Raw genomic sequence first — 18,258 nt, 5'->3', positions numbered from 1 at the left:
GGTGGCTGCAAGGGCTTTCAGAAAGGGCCATTCAACACCCGCCCGGGTGGGCTTGGGGAGGTTTGTCAGGGCAACAACACGGGAGGGATCGGGGCGTCCTCCTTACGCTTCGGAACCCCGGGCGGGCGGGCGGCCGCGGGCGGTACGGAGAGGGCCGCACTCCGGGCGGTCGGCACGAATTGACGAATCGTCAGGGCGGCTGGGATGGCAGGTCTTCAGTGCCTCCTCAGGACCTGCCCCCCGGGGTGCTGCGGCGCGCGGGCGGCGTGATGCGGACCCGCTCGGTGACGGGTGCCCGCTCGATGTCGTCCAGCTGGGCGAGGACGGTGGCGCGCAGGTCGTCGTCGTCCTCGAAGTGGTGGTCGTTGAAGAGGGTGTAGCCCGTCCACATCAGGTTGGCGCAGACCCGGGCCGGCACCCGCCCGGTCTGGGCGCCCATGCCGACCAGCGCGACCGACCGGATGGAACCCGGCTCCAGCCGGTTCTGCCGGTGGACCGCCTGGAAGGCGGCGGCGCAGGCCAGTGCCACGTTCAGCGTCTCGCTCACGTTCTGCGAGGAGGTCTGCATCGTCGGGGCCGAGATCAGGAAGCGCGGGCTGACGGCCCCGGACGGCACGCACACCGCGCTGCCGACCGGGAGCGAGCCGGCGTGCCGCGCGCGGATCGCCCGCTGCACCCGCAGCTGGATGCCGGCGCCCAGGTGGCGCTTGATCGCGGCGTCCGTCCCGCCGTCCATCCGGCCGCGGGAGTTGGTGGGGCTGACCCAGGCGTCGACGTCGGTGGCCAGGATCGAGGCGTTGCGGATCTCCACGCCGGGGGTGTCGGCGAAGGCCGACCGCCACGACTCGACCACCGTCGCGTTGAGGTCGGTCAACACCACCTTGAGCGGCGACTGCGCGCGGTCCGTGGTCATGCGGGGGCTCCTGTCGGTCGGGGGTGGTTCCTGCTGACGTCCATGAAGCTAGCCCGCGGCACTGACAGTCCGTCGGTGCCCGCCGTCCGCCGGCACGGACTGTCGGTGCCCGCTGGTAGGACTGTGGTGTCCGCCAGGGAAGCCGACTGGCCGTCACATCCCTTTCGTCTGCCATTCGTGCGGCCCCGACCGTCCGGGCCGCCTCACAGTCTTGGGGCACCACCATGAGCGCTGCCGACACCTCCGCCACCCAGCCCGACCCGAACGACCCGCTCGCCCTCGCGGAGCTGTTCACGGGCGGCGGCGAGCCGTGGCTCCCGCTGCTGAAGCCGGTCATCGAGGCCCAGCCCGGCGCGGCCTCGTTCATCGGCCCCGGCCGCGGCCCGGACGTCGTGCCGGTCCGCGAGCTGACCTTCCAGGCGCTCAAGCCGCACGCGCCGCACAAGTGGAAGGTCGTGGTCTTCGGGCAGAACCCGTACCCGCGGCCGGAGAGCGCCACCGGCATCGCGATGTTCGACAACACCTTCCACGACTGGAAGGACAGCAAGTTCGGCCGGGTGGTGAGCATCCGGTGCATCATCAAGGCGGCGGCGATGTGGAAGTACGGCATCGCCAAGAAGACGCCGATCGCCGACATACGGGCGCTGCTGAAGGAGCAGGAGACCGTCCAGCCGCCGGAGTGGTTCCAGGCGATGCTCACCCAGGGCGTGCTGCTGCTGAACGCGGCGCTGACCGCCAGCAGCGACGGCGCGATGGGGCCGGACCAGCACACCGCGTTCTGGCGGCCGGTCGCCGAGCGGATCGTCGAGGAGATCCTCCGGGCGAAGCAGCAGGGCCCGGAGGAGGACCGCTACGTGGTCTTCGCGTGGTGGGGCGCGCACGCGCGCAACCTGAAGAACGTCGTGCTGCGGCTGCAGAAGAAGTACCCCGAGGTCGAGGTCCGGCACCTCGACCACGCCAACCCGGCCGCGCAGGGCGACATCTTCTGCGACGGCGAGCACTTCGCGACGGTGAACGACGCCCTCGCCGCGCTCGGCGCCGAGCCGGTGGACTGGCTGCCCAGCACCGGCTGGAACGCGCAGTCGGCCGACGGCGGCGGGGCGGACGGTGCGGTCGCGGAGCGGATGGGCGCCTTCATCGCCTCCACGATGGAGCTGCACCAGCTCTACCTGGACCGCCTCGCGAGCGTGAAGGACGAGGGCCTCGTCCTGCCCGCCATCACCGGTGTGTTCGACACCCCGCTGATGGGCTTCCGGGAGGCCGCGGCCCCGGTCGCCGAGGTGCTGCGGGGCCTGGGCCGGCACGTCGAGCTGTCGCACGAGTTCGGCAAGCGGCGGGCGGACGAGGCGGGCACCGGCCCGTCGGCCGACGAGATCGCCGCGCTCTACCTGTACACCTGCGAGTCCGCGTTCTACCGGGAGATCAACGCCGTCCTGCGTTCGCCCGACCGCAGCCGGCTGGTGCCCTACCTCCCGTACCTGCGGCTGCTGTTCGCGGCGGTGTCGCGGCTGCCCGTCCGCACCGAGCCGCTCTGGCGCGGGGTCTCGCTGGACCTGCGCCGGCAGTACCCGCTGGGCAAGACGGTGACGTGGTGGGGCGTCTCCTCCTGCACCTCCAAGCTCGGCGTGGCGCAGGCCTTCCTCGGCAGCCGCGGCAAGCGGACGCTCTTCGAGGTGCGTCCGGCCAGGGCCACGGGCATCCAGAACTTCTCGGCCTTCACCGGCGAGGAGGAGTTCATCCTGCTGCCGGGCACGCAGCTGGAGGTCACGGACGTCCGCACCGAGCGCGGCGGGCTGTGCACCGTGACGCTGACGGAGCTGGCGGAGGCGCCCCTGGTGTCCTGAGCCGGTCCGGGGCCCCGCCCCGCCCCGTCTTCGCCCCGGCCCTCGCGCCCGTCCTCGTTCCCAGATTGCGCAACCAAGTCAGTAACTTTACTGAGTTCAGTTATGCTGGATCCCGAGCGAGTGAGCTCGCTGGCTCGGGACGGGAAGGGACGCGGAACGATGACCTCGGAAGTCCAGCGGACGGCGCCGGAAACCCGGCACCTCGACGACGAGCTGCGGCGGGAACGGGCCTACGTCGAGTCCTGCCGGGCGGCGACGGCCCGGCAGGTCGAAGATGCGAGCCACCAGGTCGTCGCCGGGGAGGACGTCTCCGGCGACGGTGCCAGCGCGGAGGCGCTCGGCCGGTACCTGCGGACGCGCGCCAAGCGGATGAGGGAGCTGCCGGAGAGCCCGTCGTTCTTCGGCCGCCTCGACTTCGCCGACACCCCGGCGGCGGGGGACCACCGGCGCCAGCGCTACTACGTGGGCCGTCGGCGGATCTCCGAGGACCCGACCGTCGCGCCGCTGGTGGTCGACTGGCGGGCCCCGGTCTCCCGGGCGTTCTACCAGGCGAGCGCCCACACCCCGCTCGGACTGGCGCAGCGCCGACGGTTCGGCTGGGCGCCGTGGAGCCTGGGCCGCCCCGACGAGCTCACCGGCCTGGAGGACGAGCGCCTCGACGGAGCCGGCCGGAGCCCGGCGGGCAACGGCCCGGGCGGCATCCTCGCCGCCGAGATCGAGCGGCCCCGCACCGGCCCGATGCGCGACATCGTCGCCACCATCCAGCCCGAGCAGGACGAGCTGGTGCGGGGCGGGCTGAGCGAGTCCGTCTGCGTGCAGGGCGCGCCCGGCAGCGGCAAGACCGCCGTCGGCCTGCACCGCGCCGCGTACCTGCTCTACAGCTTCCCGCAGCGGATCCGGCGCGGCGGCCTGCTGGTGATCGGCCCCAACCGCACCTTCCTGCGCTACATCGCCGAGGTGCTGCCCGCACTCGGCGAGATCGACGTCGGCCAGTGCACCGTCGAGGACCTGGTCGCCGACCGGCCGGTCGCGGCCGTGGACGACGAGCGGGCCGCCGCCGTCAAGCAGGACGCACGGATGGCGACGGTGCTGCGCCGGGCGCTGTACGCGCGGATCCGCACGTCGGGCGCGGAGCCGCTGGTCGTCCCGGACGGCTCGTACCGGTGGCGGGTGGCGCCGGAGCGGCTGGACCGGATGGTCGCCGAGCTGCGCGCGCAGGAGCCGCCGTACGCGATCGGCCGGGAGAGCGTCCGCACCCGGGTGGTGGCGATGCTGCAGGACCAGGCGGAGCGCCGGGCGGGCGTGATGTCCGGCGGGTGGCAGCGGAAGGTCGGCCGCTGCAAGCCGGTCGCGGCGTTCCTGGAGGCGGCGTGGCCCGCCCTGCGGCCGGAGGCCGTGGTCGCCGCGCTGCTGAGCGACCCCGCCGTGCTGGCCGAGGCCGCCGACGGGGTGCTCGACGCCGGGGAGCAGGCGGCGGTCCTGTGGCGCAGGCCGCCCCGCTCGGCGAAGAGCGCGAAGTGGTCCGAGCACGACCTGATGCTCCTGGACGAGGTGGCGGGCCTGATCGAGCGCCCGGCCGGCTTCGGTCACGTCGTGGTGGACGAGGCCCAGGACCTCTCCCCGATGCAGTGCCGGGCGATCGCCCGCCGCAGCGCCTTCGGCTCCCTCACCGTCCTCGGCGACCTCGCCCAGGCGACCGCCCCGTGGGCCGCCCGCAGCTGGCCCGAGCAGCTCGCCCACCTCGGCAAGCCGGAGGCCGCGGTGGTGCCGCTGACCACCGGCTTCCGCGTCCCGGCCGACGTGATGGCGCTGGCCAACCGGGTGCTCGGTGCGCTGGACGTGGACGTGCCGCAGGCGGTGTCGCTGCGGCGGGACGGCGAGCTGACGGTGCGCCGGGTCGACGGGTCGGGCGGCTGGGGTGAGGCAGAAACGGGCGGAACAGGCGGGACAGGCAGGACAGGCGGGATAGGCGGGACAGGCGGAACGGGCGGTGCGGCCGGGCTGGGCGGTGCGACGGTCGCCGCCGTACGGGCCGCGCTGGAGCGCGAGGGCTCGATCGCGGTGATCGCGGCGGACGGCGCGGTGGCGGAGGCCGACACGGCGCTCCGGGCGGCCGGGATCCCGACGGCCTCGGCCGAGCAGGTCGGCACCACGGCCCGGGTGACGGTGCTGCCCGCCTCGCTGGTCAAGGGACTGGAGTACGACCACGTGGTGGTCCTGGAACCGGCCGCGATCGTCGAGGCCGAACCGCGCGGCCTGCACCGGCTGTACGTCGTGGTGACCAGGGCGGTCTCCCGGCTGGACATCCTGCATTCCCGGCCGCTGCCCGCACCGCTGGCCGGGTGACCGGGGACGCCACCCCGGGCCGCCCGGGACGGCGGTCGGGGTGGGAGCGGTCGGGCCGCGCGTCCGCTCGGACGCGGTGCCCGGGCGGGCCGCTCAGTCCCCGGCGAGCCGCAGCGGCACGTGCCCGACGGCCAGGGCCGCCGCCGCGGCCGCGAAGCCGAGGACCGCGCCGGCCGCGACATCGCCCGGGTAGTGCACGCCGGTGTGGACGCGGGAGTAGCCGACGGCGACCGCCAGCGCCCCGAGCGGCACCGCCGCCGGGGGCAGCACCACCCCGACGGCGGTGGCGAAGGCCGTCGCCGACGCCGTGTGGCCGGACGGGAAGGAGGCCGACTTCGGCATCGGCACGTGCCGGGCCATGTCCACCCGGGCCTCCTCCCGGTCGGGCCGTCGGCGGCGGACCAGCCGCTTGCCGAGCAGGTTCGACGCCGCCGAGGCCAGGGCGACGGCGCCGACCCCGACCGCGGCCGCCTGCCGGGGACGGCCGGGCAGGAGGGCGAGGCCGGCGGCGACGGTCAGTGAGATCTTCGAGTGGTCGGCCGTCCGGGACAGTCGCCGCAGCGCGGAGTCCAGGGCCGGCGTGGGGGTGGCGGCCACGGCCGCGTACAGGGCGCCGTCGATCGCGCGCAGGTCGGCGAGGACGGCCGCCGCGGAGACGTTCCGGTCAGGCACGGGACCGCCCCCCGCCGTTTCGTCCGTCGCCGTCCCGGCCCTGTGCGTCCCGGCCCTGCCCGTCCCGGTCCTGCGCGTCCTGGTCCTGCACGTCCCGGTCCCGCCCGTCCCGTTCGTCCGGGGCCCGCCCGGAGTCCGGCGTGCCGCGGCTGAACGCGAGCGTGGCCAGCTGCCGCCAGTCCACCCGCTGCCGGGTGGGCGCGACGCCGGGGCGGTCACGCGGCACCAGCACCCGCAGCGCGCCCGGGCGCAGCGTGCACACCACCGGCGTGGGCAGCCGCAGCGCCTCGCCGTCGACGGCCACCGGGATCTCGGCCTCCTCGGACGTCACCTCGACCCGGCGCGCGGTCAGCACCGTCAGTCCGGTCGCCTGCGCGCCCCGGACGGCCAGTTCCGCGGCCTGTGCCGCGCCCTCGACCCTGATGCCCGTGACGCCGAGCAGGCCGCTGTCCAGCCGGGCGCGTCGGCCGCCGCTTTCGAGGTCGTCGGGGGAGCCGTACGGGTTGTTGCTGATCAGCAGCGCCTGCTGGGCGGAGAGGGCCGCGACGCTGCCGCCCTCGATCCGGGCGTCGACGCGCCGCACCCCCTCGCCGACCAGGAGGTCCGGCAGCAGGTTCAGGGCCGTGCCGGCCTTGGCGTCGCGGTACTCGGGGCGCTGCACGACGTCCGCGTACACCCCGAAGGAGACCGTGTTGACGAAGGGCCGGCCCGCGACCTCGCCGAGGTCGATCCGCAGCTCCTCGCCGGCGGTCAGCGCGTCGAGGCAGCGGGACGGATCGGCGCGGTCGAGGCCGAGGTCCATCGCGAAGTGGTTGCGGGTGCCGGCGGAGACCACCAGGAACGGCAGCCCGTGGTCGGCGGCGACGGCCGCGACCAGGGCCTGGGTGCCGTCGCCGCCCGCGACGCCGAGCAGGTCGGCGCCGCCGGCCACCGCCTCGCGGGCGAGTGCGGCGACGTCGGCGTGCACGGCGGGGTCGAGCAGGACCACCCGGGCGCCGAGCTCCTCGGCCCGCTCGACCAGGCCGAAGCGGCCGACCTTCCCGCCCCCGGACTTCGGGTTCATGATCAGTACCGGGCGCACCGGCCGGGTGGCGGGGACCGCCGGGTTCGCCCCGCTCGGGCGCACGCGGCGCAGTGCCGCCCGGGCGAGGGCCAGCGCCGCGCCCCAGCAGAGGAACAGCACCAGCGCCGTCGGCCACAGGTCGTGGTAGGCGAACAGCACCACGAGTCCGATCGGCGCGGCGACCGTGAGCAGCCCCCCGACCAGCCGCAGGGCGCCGCGGTGCGCCAGGAACCACCAGGCCCCGGCCGCCCAGACGACCAGCACCACGAAGCCGCTCGCCACCACGGCCAGACTGCCCTCGCCCAGTGCGATCAGCAGCACGACCACGGCACCGACCGCGGCCAGCAGCGCGCACCGCGCGAGCACCCGTGCGGTCACGTCCCCGTCGGGGCCCACCTGCCGCGTTCCGTCGATGTCGTCCTCCCTGAGCCGTGCCCCGGGTGTGCCCACGCGAGCCCGGTCCGTGCCAGCAGCCTGCGCACTCCCACCCCGGCGGGCATCCCGGCCAGGCTGTCCGGGTGAGCCCCGGGCCGGCCGCACCGCCCGGAGCGGAGGGCCGGGCCGACGGTTCCGACCCGGCTCCCGGGCTCCGGCTCCCGGGCCGCGCCCTCCCGGGCCCCGACCGCGGTCAGCGCGGTCAGGCGTGCCGGACGAGGGCGACCGGGCAGCGGGCGTGGTGGATCGCCGCGTGGGCGACCGGGCCGAGGTGGGCGCCGAGCAGGGTGCGCCGCACGCGCCGTCCGACGACGAGCAGTCGGGCGGCTCCGGCGGCGTCCACGAGGGCGACGGCGGCACTGCCGCGGATCAGGTCGGTCGTCACGTCCAGCTCGGGGTAGCGCGCCCGCCAGGGCTCCAGCAGCTCGGTGAAGCGGGTCCGCTCGACGGAGGAGAGCTCGGTCTCCAGGCCGCCGATCGCCTCGAAGGCCATGTACTCGCTGCCGACCGGCGGGGACCAGACGTGCACCACGCGCAGCGGGGCCGAGTACCGGACGGCCGCGTCGAAGGCGAAGGCGAGCACCTCCTCCATCGGGTGGACGAGGTCGAGGCCGACCAGGACCGGGCCCTCCCGCTCGTCCTCGCCGGGGCGCACCAGGACCACCGGGCAGCCGGCCCGGCGCAGGACCTCGTGGCTCACCGAGCCGACCAGGAAGCCGCGTACGGCGCCCAGGCCGCGGGAGCCCAGCACGAGCAGGGCGGCGTCGCGGGAGGCGTCCTCCAGTGCCGCGGCCGGGCCGTCGGGGACGAGTGCGGAGCTGACCGGGACCTCGACGAGGGCGCGCAACTCGGTCTCGCGGGAGCCGAGTCGCTCCACGGCGTGCCCGCGCTCCCGCTCGTCGTCGGCCGCGTTCCGCTTCGGTCGGGGCCGGGCCTGGAGGAGCCGCAGCGGGCAGTCCCGGCGCTGCGCCTCGCGGGCCGCCCAGGCGGTGGCGGCGACGCTCTCGGGTGAGTTGTCGAAGCCGGCGACGACCGGCCCGGTCACGGCCCGCTCCGGGAGCCGCGCAGGGTGTCGAGCGCTGCGCCCAGCCGCCGGGCCGCCTCGTCCGCGACCTCGCCGAGCCCGCCGTCGGGGCCGGCCAGCGCGACCAGCGTCTGCGGGTCGACGGCCTCCACCACGGTGGCGCCGCCGTCCGCGCGGACGACGACGTTGCAGGGCAGCAGCAGCCCGATGCGGCGGTCGGCCCCGAGCGCGCGGTGGGCGAGGGCGGGGTTGCAGGCGCCGAGGATCAGGTAGTCCTCGATCTCGGCGTCGATCTTCTCGCGCAGGGTCGCCCGGACGTCGATCGTGGTCAGGATGCCGAAGCCCTGCTCCTTGAGGGCGGCGGTGACCGCCTCCACCGTCTGCGCGAACGGCCGGTCGAGCCGTACGCCGATCCCGTAGTCCATGGTTCCTCCCGGGGGTCGCGGCCCCAGTATCGGCGGCGGCCGGGCCCGGCGCCTTCCGGGCCGGGTGCCCGACGGTGGCCGGTCCGGCCGGCGCCGGCGCCTCCAGGCGGGCTTGAGGCGGGGCGGGCACGCTGGCTGCCCGCGCTGGACGGGACGCCGACAGGAGGCGGACGTGATCGCTCTGTGGTGGGTGCTGCGGGCCCTGGCCGCACTGGTGGGGTGGCTGTGGTCGGGATTCAAGGTGCTCGGCGGGGCGGACATGTACGAGGCCGCCGCACGCGCCGCCGCGGCTCCGGCGGAGGTGCCGGAGCCGCGGCGACTGCGCGGTCCCGCCCCGGGGCACCCCGAGCGACTGTGCCCGGAACTGCCCCTGAGCGAGGTGGAGTTGCGGTTGTTCAGGGAGCTCGGCGCACTCCCGGAGCCGCCCGGTCGGGGTGAGGGCCGGCGGTCGGCTGGTTGAGCGGGGTGCGGGTGGGGCGTGGTCGGTCCGCGCCCACCAGCGCGGCGGAGAGCTCCCAGAGCCGGTCGGCGCGCTCCGGGTCGAGGGCCGCGGGGAGGTAGCCCTGGGCCGGCGCCGTCCCCTGCCACGGGCCGGCGACGGCGCAGTCCTCCAGGTAGGCCCCGCCGGTCTCAGCGAGCTCCGGGGCGACCGCCGCCCACACCGAGGTGGCCGCGCCCTGGGCCGCCGTGCGCAGGCGCGGGTCGGGCGTGCCGTCCGGGCCGATCAGGCCGACCGCGCGCTTGGTCTCGGTGCTGAGGTGGCGCTGGAGGCCGGTGAGGGTGGCGCCGGGGCTGACGGTGTTGGCGAGCACGCCGTGTTCCCGGTGCCGGGCGGTGAGGGCGACGGCGAACAGGGCGTTGGCGGTCTTGGACTGGGCGTAGGCGAGGTACGGGTCGTACGGGCGGTGCTCGAAGTGCGGGTCGTCGAGGTCCAGTCCGCCGAGGTGGTGCGCGCTGGAGCCCACCACGACCACCCGGGCGTGCCCGGCCGAGTGCAGCGCGGGCAGCAGCCGGACGGCCAGCGCGAAGTGGCCGAGGTGGTTGACGCCGAGGTGGGTCTCGAAGCCGTCGGCGGTGCGGCCGGGGGGCACGCCCATGACGCCCGCGTTGGCGATCAGCAGGTGGACGGGGTCGCGCCGGCGCAGCAGGCTGTCGGCGAACTCCCGGACCGAGTGCAGGGAGCCGAGGTCCAGCGCCGCGACGGTGACGGCCGGGTTCCCGCTGCCCTTCCGCAGTCCGGCCGCGACGGCCTCGGCGGTCCGCGGGTCGCGGGCGCCGATGACCACCCGGGCGCCGGCCCGGGCGAGGGCGCGGGCGGTCTCCAGGCCGATGCCCGAGGCTCCGCCGGTGACCACCGCGGTGCGGCCGGTCAGGTCGTGGCCGGCGACCACGTCCAGGGCCGTGGGGGCGGGCGCCGGCGGTCCGGTCGACGTACTCGGCGGGACGGCGGACGGGGTGACGGGCCGCATGTCAGCCCCTCCTCGCCCCGGAGCCGACCGGCATCCGCTGGACGGCGGGGCCGTCCACCCGCAGCACCTGCTGGTGGACGCGTTGGAGCTCCGCCGACGGGTCGAGCCCCAGCTCCTCGCCGAGCAGCCGGCGCACCCGCTGGTAGGCGTTGAGGGCGTCGCCGCGCCGGCCGGAGCGGTTCAGCGCCAGGATCAGCTGGGTGTGGAACCACTCGTTGAAGGGGTAGGTGCTCACCAGGGTCTGCAGCTCGGCCACGAGTCGGCGGTGGCGCCCGAGTTCCATGTCGGTGCGGACCCGGGCCTCCAGGGCGCTGATCCGCCGCTCCTCCAGGTGGGTGGCGTAACTCGCCAGCACCGGGCCGCAGCTGACGTTGGACAGGGCCGGCCCGCGCCACATCGCCAGGGCGTCCGCCAGGAGTCCGGCGGCCCGGAGCGGTTCGCCGTCCTCGTTCAGCAGCCGGGCGTCCTCGACGAGCCGGTCGAACCGGGGTGCGTCGAGCTGCCGTTCGTCGATCCGCAGGACGTAGCCGGGGAGGACGGTGGAGATCATGTGCCCGGCCGCCTCCTCGCCGACCTCGGCGGCGAAGGCTTTTCGGAGCTGGTAGATGTAGGTCTGGGCGGTGGTGACCGCGCTCCGCGGCGGGCGGTCGTCCCACAGCTCGGTGATGATCGAGTCCAGGCTCACCACCTGGTTGACCCGCAGGAGCAGCAGGGCCAGCAGCTGACGGGTCTTCGGGGGGCTGGGCGTCCGCGGGCAACCCAGGTGGCTTACCTCCAGTGGTCCCAATACCTTGAAATCCATGGGAAGCTCCTCGCCGGTCGGCTGAATCCTCATGAACGCGGGTGGCCGGCCCGTTTTGGTGGCCGGCCTGCGATCAGGACCCTAGGAGCGTTGTCGGGGAACGCTCAAGGCGAATGCTTCCAACGGGGCGCCGGACACCCACCTTCGGGGTATCCGGCGATGTCACTGAAGAGAGATGGCGCGCGGCGCGGTCGCTGTGCGATCACCCGTACGGGGGTGACGGGTGGGCGCTGGGCGGCCGCGCCGCGGCCGGCTTTCCGGGCTTGACGTTCCGTCAGCTCTGACGCTGCGTCAAGCCTCCTTCGTATCCGCCCGGTTGGGCGGGAACGTCGAAGGCGTCGACCGGGCGGTCGGCGTCGGGCGAGGCGCCGTCGGGGGAGGCGGCGGAGTCGCCCTCGTCGTCCTCGTCGAGGTCCAGGTGGGCGAACTCGCCCAGCGGGACGCTCTGGTCGAGGTGCACGTTCTTGAGGAAGGCGGAGATGACCAGCACCCCCACCATCACCGGGGTGAGCCAGAAGAAGACGTCGGTCAGGGCGTCGCTGAAGGCCAGCCGCAGGCCGTCCCGGATCGCCGGCGGCAGGGCTTCGACCACGGTCGGCGACACCGAGCCGTCGGACGGCACGGCCGCGACCTGCGCGGCCGTCAGGTGCTTGGCGAGGCCGTGTTCGTACTGGTGGGCGAAGAGCGCACCGAGTGCGGCGAGGCCGATCGAACCGCCGATGCGCTGGGAGAACGCCGCCGTCGCGGTGCCGACGCCGAGGTCGCGGCGCTCGACGGTGACCTGCACGGCGATCACCAGGGGCTGCATCATCAGGCCGAGGCCGGCGCCGAGGATGGTGACGTAGACGGCGAGCAGCCACCAGCCGGTGTGCTCGTTCATCGTGGAGAGCAGGAACATGGTGAGCGCGCCGATCACCGCACCCACCATGGGCGACCACTTGTAGCGCTCGGTCTTGGTGATCAGGTTGCCGCCGACGACGGAGGAGAACATCAGGCCGACCATCAGCGGCAGGGTGAGCAGCCCGGTGTTGGTGGCGGTGATGCCCGTGACCAGCTGCAGGAACATCGGGATGAAGGTGGCCAGGCCGTTGACGCAGGTAAAGACGAGCATGCTGGCCAGGCAGGCGAGCACCACCGTGCGGACGGTGAACAGCCGCAGCGGGATCAGCGGATCGGGGGCGTAGCGCTCGGCCACGACGAAGGCGGCGATGAAGACCGCCATGCCCGCGAAGAGTCCGAGGATGGTGGTGGAGGACCAGGCGTACTTGGTGCCGCCCCACGAGGTGGCCAGCACCAGGCAGGTGAGCGCGCCGGCCAGCATCAGGAACCCGGCGTAGTCGATCTTCCCGCCGCGGGTGCGCGCCGGCAGCTTGAGCGCGGTGCCGGCCACGGCGAGTGCGACCAGGCCGAGCGGCAGGTTGATGTAGAAGACCCAGCGCCACGTGGTGTGGTCGACGAAGTAGCCGCCGATCAGCGGGCCGGCCACCGAGGACAGGCCGAGGACGGCGCCGTACAGGCCCATGTACTTGCCGCGTTCACGGGTGGGCACGATGTCGGCGATGATCGTCAGGGTCAGCACCATGAGGCCGCCGGCGCCCACGCCCTGGATCGCCCGGAAGGCGATGAGCTGGAAGATCGACTGGGCGGCGCCCGCGAGGGCCGAGCCGGTGAGGAACGCGACCAGGGCGAACAGGTAGAGCTTGCGCCGCCCGTAGAGGTCGGCCAGCTTCCCGTACATGGGGGTCGAGATGCCCGAGGCGAGGATGTAGGCGGTGAACAGCCACGAGGTGTACTTGAGGCCGTGCAGATCCCCGACGATCGCGGGCAGCGCGGTGGCGACCACGGTCTGGTCCAGCGCGCCGAGGGACATGGACAGTAGCAGGGCCGACATGACGACGGCCAGTTGGCGGCGGCTCAGGGGGCTCCGGGCGGCGTCGCCAGCTGTTGGTGGCACGGGTGGCTCCTTGGTGCGGCTGGTCACGAGGACGGTGGTCTGGGGTGGTGCCGACAAGCAGTGGGGAGCGGTGCAGCTGCGGTGGGGCGCGGATCGTGCGGGGTGTGCGGGTCGTGCAGGGGGCGCGGGTCGTGCGGGTCGTGCTGTTCCGGCGGGTCCGACCGGCCGTGCGGGGCCGGTGGATCCGGCGGACTCAGAGGCCGCGTTCGAGTAGGTCGAAGGCCTCGTCGATGAGGTTGGCGGATGTCCGGTCGTCCTCGTTGATCCAGGAGAAGCGGACCGCCCACTGGATCACCGAGAACGCCGAGGTGACCACGACGCTCGGGTAGCTGTCCTTCATCGGGTCGGTGCCCGTCCGCTCGGCGACCGCCAGGATGAGGCTCCGGAAGATCTCCTCCTCGCCCTCCGAGCTGCGCTTGGCCAGGAGTTCGGGGTGCCGGCGCCACAGTTCGCGCCAGAGCTCGGACTCCTCGCGCGCCGGGACGAACGAATCGGCGATCTCCTGGGCCACCACGCGCATCGAGCGGAACACCGGCTCGTCGGCGGGGCGGTCCTGGAAGAGCGCCGTCAGCGACACGGCCGACCAGGACGGCCGCATCTGGAGCGCCTCGTCCTTGCTGGAGAAGTAGTTGAAGAACGTTCGGGGGCTGATGTCGGCGGCCTCGCTGATGGCCTCGACGGTCATCGCGTCGAGGCCCTTGTCGAGGACCAGTCGGACGGCCGTGAGCGTGATCGCATGTCTCTTGGCCGCCTTCTGGCGTTCTCTGCGTTGATCGGATGCACTCATCACCACTGCACTCTATGCAATCTTGGCGCGGCCTGCAAGAAGTGCAGAGCTTGCACTTCCATCGGATTATGCAAATTTTGCACTGAGTGCAACGCGGCGTGGTCCGTGCCGGCTCAGCCCTCCGCGGCCAGGGTGATCGCGGCGGACGCCTCGTCCGGCTGGGCGGGCCACGTCCCGTACTGGCTGCGCCAGTACATGAGCGGGGTGGACAGCCCCTGGTGCGCGGTGCCGTCCACGACCGCGCCCACCAGCACCGTGTGGTCGCCGGCCCGGACGGCGCCCGCCAGCCGGCACTCCGCGTGCGCGATCGCGTGCCGCTCGATCCACGGCAGGCCGGTCACCGGGCTCGCCCGCCACGGCGTCACGCCGAAGCGGTCTCCGGTCCGGGAGGCGAACAGGTTGGAGACCCCCTCGCCGCGCTCGCGCAGCACGTTGACCACGAAGGCGCCGCGCGCCAGGACCGCCGTCAGCACCGTGCTGCGGTTGTCCAGGCAGGCCAGCAGCAGCGGCGGACGGGCGGAGACGCTGCACACCGCACTGCAGGTCAGGCCCTTGGGGCGGTCCTCCTCGTCGAGCGTGGTGATGACGGTCACCCCGGTGGGCAGCGTGGCCATGATCGAGCGGAACACGCTGTCGTCCACGTGCGGTCCGCTGTCGTCGTAGTCGATCCGCAGCACCCCGCCGTCGGTGTGCCGGTTCCCGGTCTCGGTGCTCATGCTTCCTCCCAGTCCTCGGGTACGCCCCGCGACCGGCCGTCGCGGCCGCGCGGATGGCGGCGAGGCTGGCAGAGCCGTTTCGACCCGGGTTCGAACTCCGGCCGACGTGCCGGCTCGGCCGATGCCCTTGCGGGGGGCCGGAGTCGGCCGGCGGAGGCGGTCTCGAACCGCCCTCCAGACGGCCCGGGCAGGCTCGCGACGGGATCCGCTCGATCCCCCGGGAGCCGGCCCGCCCGACACCGGGCCGCAAGGAGGCAGCGTGGAACTCGCAGTCGCGGACCGGGTGGTCCTGGTGACCGGTGCGACCGGAGGGATCGGGCGGGAGATCGCGCGAGCCTTCGCCGCCGAGGACGCCAGGGTCCTGATCGGCTACCACAGCAAGGAACGCGAGGCGGCCGAACTCGCCGACGAACTGGGCGCCGCCAAGGGCCGGGCGCGGGCCGTGCGCTACGCGCTCACCGAGCCCGAGCGCACGCTCGCCGAGCTCGCCGCCGCCGGCGACGGCTGGGCGGACATCGACGTCCTGGTCACCAGCGCCGTCCGGATGATGGGCAGCCGCCGGGCCCCCGGGGTGCACTTCGAGGACGTCGCCGTCGAGGACTGGGAACCGGTGGTGCAGCAGAACCTCGCGCCGACGCTGCGGCTCGCCCAGCTGGTCGTGCCCGGCATGCGGCGCCGCGGCTGGGGCCGGATCGCCCTGCTCTCCTCGCACGTGGCGGTCGACGGCCACCGGGGCCAGGAGTTCTACGGCGCGGCCAAGTCCGGACTGCACGGCTTCGCCCGCAGCCTGGCCTGGGACACCGGGGCGGACGGCATCCTGGTCAACGTGGTCTGCCCCGGGCTCACCCTGACCGAGCGGGCCCTCACCGGCCTGCCCGCCGCGGTGCGCGAGCAGGAGACCGCGCGGACCGCGAGCGGCCGGCTGAGCGCGCCCGCCGACGTCGCCAACGCCGTGCTGTTCGTCTGCTCCGGGGCCAACGGCAACATCACCGGAGAGGTGCTGACCGTCGCGGGCGGCCGCTGAGCGCCCCGGCGGCCGCCCGGCGCCCGGGGACCCCGGGCGCGCGGACGGGGCGGCCGGTTCGACCCGGCCGCCCCGCACGTCGCCGCTGCCTCAGCCCAGTTGCTCCCGCGTGGAGAGCACCGTCAGCTCGGTCAGGTGCACCCCCGCCGGGGCGTGCAGCACGTGCAGCACCTGCTCCGCCACCTCCGCCGGATCCAGCCCGACCGCCTCCTGCACCTTGGCCAGCACCCCGCGCAGCGCCTCGTCCCGGATCCGCTCGCTGCCCCCGGTGCGGACGGCGCCGGGCGACACCAGGGTGACCCGGACGCCGTCCCCGGCGAGCTCGATCCGCAGCCCGTCGCTGATCGCCACCAGCGCGTGCTTGGTCGCCGCGTACACGCCCTGGATCGCGTGCGCCACCGAACGCCCGGCCGTGGAGCCGATGTTGACGATCTGCGGGTGATCGCCGGAGAGCAGGGCCGGGATCGCGGCCCGGGTGACCGCCAGCAGCCCGAGGACGTTCAGGTCGACCATCGCCCGCCAGTCCGCCGGATCGCCGTCCCGGACGAGGCCCAGCGGGAACACCCCCGCGTTGTTGACCAGGACGTCCAGCCCGCCGAGCTCCGCGCAGGCCGTGCCCACCGCGGCCCCGGCCGCGTCCGGGTCGGCCAGGTCGACGCCCACCGCCACCGCGCCGAGTTCGGCCGCCAGGCCGTCCAACTCGGCCGAGGGGCGGGCGAGCAGGGCGAGCCGACCGCCGTCGGCGGCCACCGCCCGGGCGATCGCCGCCCCGATCCCGCGTGAAGCTCCCGTCACCAGCACCCGTCGCCCGTTCGATCGTGTCATCCTCGGTTCCCTTCCCGATGTCCCCGGCTTCCCCGGGGTCCTTCCCCGTTCCCCGACCGCTCAGCAGTAGCGGGCGCGGTTGGAGAACGGCTGGAAGGAGGCGCCCGCCGGAGCCTGCGAACCCGCCCTGGCCGCAGGGCTGTCGGCGGCCGGAACCAACCGGTCGGGCGGCCGGGCGGGCGGGAGCCGGGGCGCGCAGCCGTTCTCCAGCACCGTTCGAGGCGGACCGGCCAGGGTGAGGGGGCGCGGGCGCGCGAGCGGCACCGACGTCCGCGCCCAGCCATGGACACGGTCGGACGAGGGAGAGTCATGGACGACGAAGAAGTTTCGGTGCTCGTGGTCGGCGGTGGCCTCGTCGGGCTGTCGGCGGCCGCCTTCCTGCGCGGCCACGGCGTCACCACGACGGTGGTCGAGCGGCACCCGGGCACCTCGGTGCTGCCCCGCGGCCGGGTGATGAACTCCCGCTCCATGGAGCTCTACCGCGCCTGCGGACTGGAACCGGTGATCCGGGCGGCGCCGCCGTCGGTGTTCGAGCGCTACCCGGAACTGGCCCGGGTCGAGACACTGGCCGGTCCGGAGGTCTACCGGGTCCGGCGCGAGGAGCCCGGCTCGGTGGCGCACCTCAGCCCGTGCGAACCCGCCTTCGTGGACCAGCAGGTGCTGGAGCCGCTCGTCCTGGAGCACGGCCGCAAACTCGGCGCCGACATCCGCTTCTCCACCCGGATGCTGGAGTTCGAGCAGGACCCGGACGGCGTCACCGCGCTGGTCGAGTCCACCGCCACCGGCCGCCGCCACCGGATCCGCGCCCGCTACCTGATAGGCGCCGACGGACACCGCTCGCCGGTCCGCCGGGAGCTCGGCATCGCGACCCACGGGCCCGGCGTGCTCCACCACGTCGCCAACATCGTCTTCGAGGCCGACCTCACCGCCCTGCTGCGCGGCCGGCTGATCTCGGTCTGCTACATCGACCGGCCCGAGGCCGGCACCCTGCTGGCCATGTTCGAACGCCAGGACCGCTGGCTGCTGATGGTGCCCTACCACCCCGAACACGGCGAGCACCTGGACGACTTCACCCCCGAGCGGTGCCTGGAACTGGTCCGCACGGCCACCGGCGACCCGACGCTCGACGCGCGGATCGTCCCCACCCTGGACGGCGCCGACCGGCCGGTCCAGGGCTGGGAACTGGCCGCCCGGGTGGCCGACCGGTTCCGGGACGGGCGGGTCTTCCTGGCCGGGGACGCCGCCCACGTGGTCTCGCCCGCCGGCGGCTTCGGCGCCAACACCGGCGTCCAGGACGCGCACAACCTGGCCTGGAAGCTCGCCGCCGTGCTGAACGGCTGGGCCGGGCCCGGCCTGCTGGACTCCTACGAGCCGGAACGGCAGCCGGTCGCCGAGACCACCTGCGCCTTCTCCGCCGCCAAGCAGCACGAGCGCAGCCGGGCCGACGGCGCCGGAGGCGGCTTCTCGCCGCTCGCCCTGACCTTCGGCTACCACTACCGCTCGACGGCGGTGATCGGCGGGCCGCCGGCGGGCACCGACCCGTGCGAGCCCGCGGACCTGGCCGGGCTCGCCGGCACCCGCGCCCCGCACGTACGGCTGGAGCGCGAGGGCGCGACCCTCTCCGCGCTGGACCTCTTCGGCGAGCGCTTCGTGCTGCTCACCGGCCGCGACGGCACCCCCTGGGCCGAGGCCGGCACCCGCGCCGCCGACCGGCTGGGGGCGCCGTTCGCCGCCCACCGGATCGGCACCGACCTCGTGGACCCGGACGGCGACTGGGGCGCCCGCTACCACCTGGGCCACACGGGGGCCGCCCTCGTCCGGCCGGACGGCTTCGTCGCCTGGCGCTCGGTCGACCACGGCGGGCGGGGCGGCGCCGCACTGGAGGGCGAACTGGCCCATGTTCTGGGCCGGTTGCTGGCCCGTACCGGGCCCTGACGGGGCTGCGCACCGCAGCGGCCG

At 74.6% G+C, this 18,258-nt stretch carries 17 protein-coding genes; 5 read left to right on the top strand and 12 right to left on the bottom strand.

The annotated features are described in order from the left end of the window. Window positions 1-226: 226 nt before the first annotated feature. Window positions 227-913: a macro domain-containing protein gene (locus tag ABT048_RS15970; RefSeq protein ID WP_350521981.1), complete on the bottom strand. Its 687-nt coding sequence runs from the start codon at window positions 911-913 to the stop codon at window positions 227-229. Window positions 914-1,137: 224 nt separating this feature from the next. Between ABT048_RS15970 and ABT048_RS15965 the strand changes: the two genes are divergently transcribed. Then, window positions 1,138-2,757 (top strand): ADP-ribosyltransferase domain-containing protein, encoded by a 1,620-nt coding sequence (locus tag ABT048_RS15965; RefSeq protein WP_350521980.1) that lies wholly within the window; start codon window positions 1,138-1,140, stop codon window positions 2,755-2,757. A 159-nt stretch (window positions 2,758-2,916) separates the two neighbouring features. Continuing rightward, window positions 2,917-5,103: a HelD family protein gene (locus ABT048_RS15960; protein WP_350521979.1), complete on the top strand. Its 2,187-nt coding sequence runs from the start codon at window positions 2,917-2,919 to the stop codon at window positions 5,101-5,103. Window positions 5,104-5,196: 93 nt separating this feature from the next. On the opposite strand, the gene ABT048_RS15955 is transcribed toward ABT048_RS15960, so the two are convergent. The 4 genes from ABT048_RS15955 to ABT048_RS15940 all read right to left on the bottom strand — a co-directional run bounded on the left by ABT048_RS15955 (window position 5,197) and on the right by ABT048_RS15940 (window position 8,722). After that, window positions 5,197-5,775 (bottom strand): phosphatase PAP2 family protein, encoded by a 579-nt coding sequence (locus tag ABT048_RS15955; protein ID WP_350521978.1) that lies wholly within the window; start codon window positions 5,773-5,775, stop codon window positions 5,197-5,199. Then, window positions 5,768-7,234, bottom strand: coding sequence for a diacylglycerol/lipid kinase family protein (locus tag ABT048_RS15950; protein WP_502894016.1), 1,467 nt, complete (start codon window positions 7,232-7,234; stop codon window positions 5,768-5,770). Before ABT048_RS15950 ends, ABT048_RS15955 begins: the two co-directional genes overlap by 8 nt. A gap of 241 nt (window positions 7,235-7,475) precedes the next feature. Beyond that, window positions 7,476-8,318: a universal stress protein gene (locus ABT048_RS15945; RefSeq protein WP_350521977.1), complete on the bottom strand. Its 843-nt coding sequence runs from the start codon at window positions 8,316-8,318 to the stop codon at window positions 7,476-7,478. Further along, window positions 8,315-8,722: a DUF302 domain-containing protein gene (locus tag ABT048_RS15940; RefSeq protein ID WP_350521976.1), complete on the bottom strand. Its 408-nt coding sequence runs from the start codon at window positions 8,720-8,722 to the stop codon at window positions 8,315-8,317. The genes ABT048_RS15945 and ABT048_RS15940 overlap by 4 nt, the downstream gene beginning before the upstream one ends. Between ABT048_RS15940 and ABT048_RS15935 the strand changes: the two genes are divergently transcribed. After that, complete coding sequence (locus ABT048_RS15935; RefSeq protein ID WP_350521975.1) at window positions 8,721-9,182, top strand: DUF6059 family protein; 462 nt, start codon at window positions 8,721-8,723, stop codon at window positions 9,180-9,182. The two genes, ABT048_RS15940 and ABT048_RS15935, sit on opposite strands and share 2 nt — an antisense overlap. Here the strand turns inward: ABT048_RS15935 and ABT048_RS15930 are convergent. The 5 genes from ABT048_RS15930 to ABT048_RS15910 all read right to left on the bottom strand — a co-directional run bounded on the left by ABT048_RS15930 (window position 9,118) and on the right by ABT048_RS15910 (window position 14,450). Next, complete coding sequence (locus ABT048_RS15930; protein WP_350521974.1) at window positions 9,118-10,191, bottom strand: SDR family NAD(P)-dependent oxidoreductase; 1,074 nt, start codon at window positions 10,189-10,191, stop codon at window positions 9,118-9,120. The genes ABT048_RS15935 and ABT048_RS15930 overlap by 65 nt on opposite strands. Window position 10,192: 1 nt before the next feature. Then, entirely contained in the window at window positions 10,193-10,993 is an 801-nt protein-coding gene (locus tag ABT048_RS15925; protein ID WP_350521973.1) for an AfsR/SARP family transcriptional regulator, read from the bottom strand. Between the two features lie 274 nt (window positions 10,994-11,267). Continuing rightward, the gene (locus ABT048_RS15920; RefSeq protein ID WP_350521972.1) at window positions 11,268-12,947 is read right to left on the bottom strand and encodes an MDR family MFS transporter; all 1,680 of its coding nucleotides are present in this window, start codon (window positions 12,945-12,947) and stop codon (window positions 11,268-11,270) included. Between the two features lie 193 nt (window positions 12,948-13,140). After that, window positions 13,141-13,734, bottom strand: coding sequence for a TetR/AcrR family transcriptional regulator (locus ABT048_RS15915; protein ID WP_350521971.1), 594 nt, complete (start codon window positions 13,732-13,734; stop codon window positions 13,141-13,143). A gap of 113 nt (window positions 13,735-13,847) precedes the next feature. Then, window positions 13,848-14,450, bottom strand: a complete 603-nt coding sequence (locus ABT048_RS15910; protein ID WP_350521970.1) for a flavin reductase family protein — start codon at window positions 14,448-14,450, stop codon at window positions 13,848-13,850. 259 nt (window positions 14,451-14,709) lie between these two features. On the opposite strand from ABT048_RS15910, the gene ABT048_RS15905 reads away from it, so the two are divergent. Beyond that, window positions 14,710-15,474, top strand: coding sequence for an SDR family NAD(P)-dependent oxidoreductase (locus ABT048_RS15905; protein WP_350521969.1), 765 nt, complete (start codon window positions 14,710-14,712; stop codon window positions 15,472-15,474). A 90-nt stretch (window positions 15,475-15,564) separates the two neighbouring features. On the opposite strand, the gene ABT048_RS15900 is transcribed toward ABT048_RS15905, so the two are convergent. Both ABT048_RS15900 and ABT048_RS15895 read right to left on the bottom strand, forming a co-directional pair. Continuing rightward, window positions 15,565-16,299, bottom strand: a complete 735-nt coding sequence (locus ABT048_RS15900) for an SDR family oxidoreductase (protein WP_350521968.1) — start codon at window positions 16,297-16,299, stop codon at window positions 15,565-15,567. Window positions 16,300-16,359: 60 nt separating this feature from the next. Further along, entirely contained in the window at window positions 16,360-16,563 is a 204-nt protein-coding gene (locus tag ABT048_RS15895; protein ID WP_350521967.1) for a hypothetical protein, read from the bottom strand. Between the two features lie 45 nt (window positions 16,564-16,608). Between ABT048_RS15895 and ABT048_RS15890 the strand changes: the two genes are divergently transcribed. Beyond that, window positions 16,609-18,234, top strand: a complete 1,626-nt coding sequence (locus ABT048_RS15890) for an FAD-dependent monooxygenase (protein ID WP_350521966.1) — start codon at window positions 16,609-16,611, stop codon at window positions 18,232-18,234. Window positions 18,235-18,258 lie beyond the last annotated feature (24 nt).

Source organism: Kitasatospora sp. NPDC096140 (assembly GCF_040303045.1).
Lineage (GTDB): Bacteria > Actinomycetota > Actinomycetes > Streptomycetales > Streptomycetaceae > Kitasatospora.
This window is presented reverse-complemented; position numbering and strand designations above follow the sequence as displayed.

What these genes read in the sequence shown, in the direction of transcription:
- ABT048_RS15970 (WP_350521981.1), bottom strand. Translation starts at nt 913, where the DNA reads ATGACCACGGACCGCGCGCAGTCGCCGCTCAAGGTGGTGTTGACCGAC.
- ABT048_RS15965 (WP_350521980.1), top strand. Translation starts at nt 1,138, where the DNA reads ATGAGCGCTGCCGACACCTCCGCCACCCAGCCCGACCCGAACGACCCG.
- ABT048_RS15960 (WP_350521979.1), top strand. Translation starts at nt 2,917, where the DNA reads ATGACCTCGGAAGTCCAGCGGACGGCGCCGGAAACCCGGCACCTCGAC.
- ABT048_RS15935 (WP_350521975.1), top strand. Translation starts at nt 8,721, where the DNA reads ATGGTTCCTCCCGGGGGTCGCGGCCCCAGTATCGGCGGCGGCCGGGCC.
- ABT048_RS15940 (WP_350521976.1), bottom strand. Translation starts at nt 8,722, where the DNA reads ATGGACTACGGGATCGGCGTACGGCTCGACCGGCCGTTCGCGCAGACG.
- ABT048_RS15930 (WP_350521974.1), bottom strand. Translation starts at nt 10,191, where the DNA reads ATGCGGCCCGTCACCCCGTCCGCCGTCCCGCCGAGTACGTCGACCGGA.
- ABT048_RS15925 (WP_350521973.1), bottom strand. Translation starts at nt 10,993, where the DNA reads ATGGATTTCAAGGTATTGGGACCACTGGAGGTAAGCCACCTGGGTTGC.
- ABT048_RS15915 (WP_350521971.1), bottom strand. Translation starts at nt 13,734, where the DNA reads ATGAGTGCATCCGATCAACGCAGAGAACGCCAGAAGGCGGCCAAGAGA.
- ABT048_RS15910 (WP_350521970.1), bottom strand. Translation starts at nt 14,450, where the DNA reads ATGAGCACCGAGACCGGGAACCGGCACACCGACGGCGGGGTGCTGCGG.
- ABT048_RS15900 (WP_350521968.1), bottom strand. Translation starts at nt 16,299, where the DNA reads ATGACACGATCGAACGGGCGACGGGTGCTGGTGACGGGAGCTTCACGC.
- ABT048_RS15890 (WP_350521966.1), top strand. Translation starts at nt 16,609, where the DNA reads ATGGACGACGAAGAAGTTTCGGTGCTCGTGGTCGGCGGTGGCCTCGTC.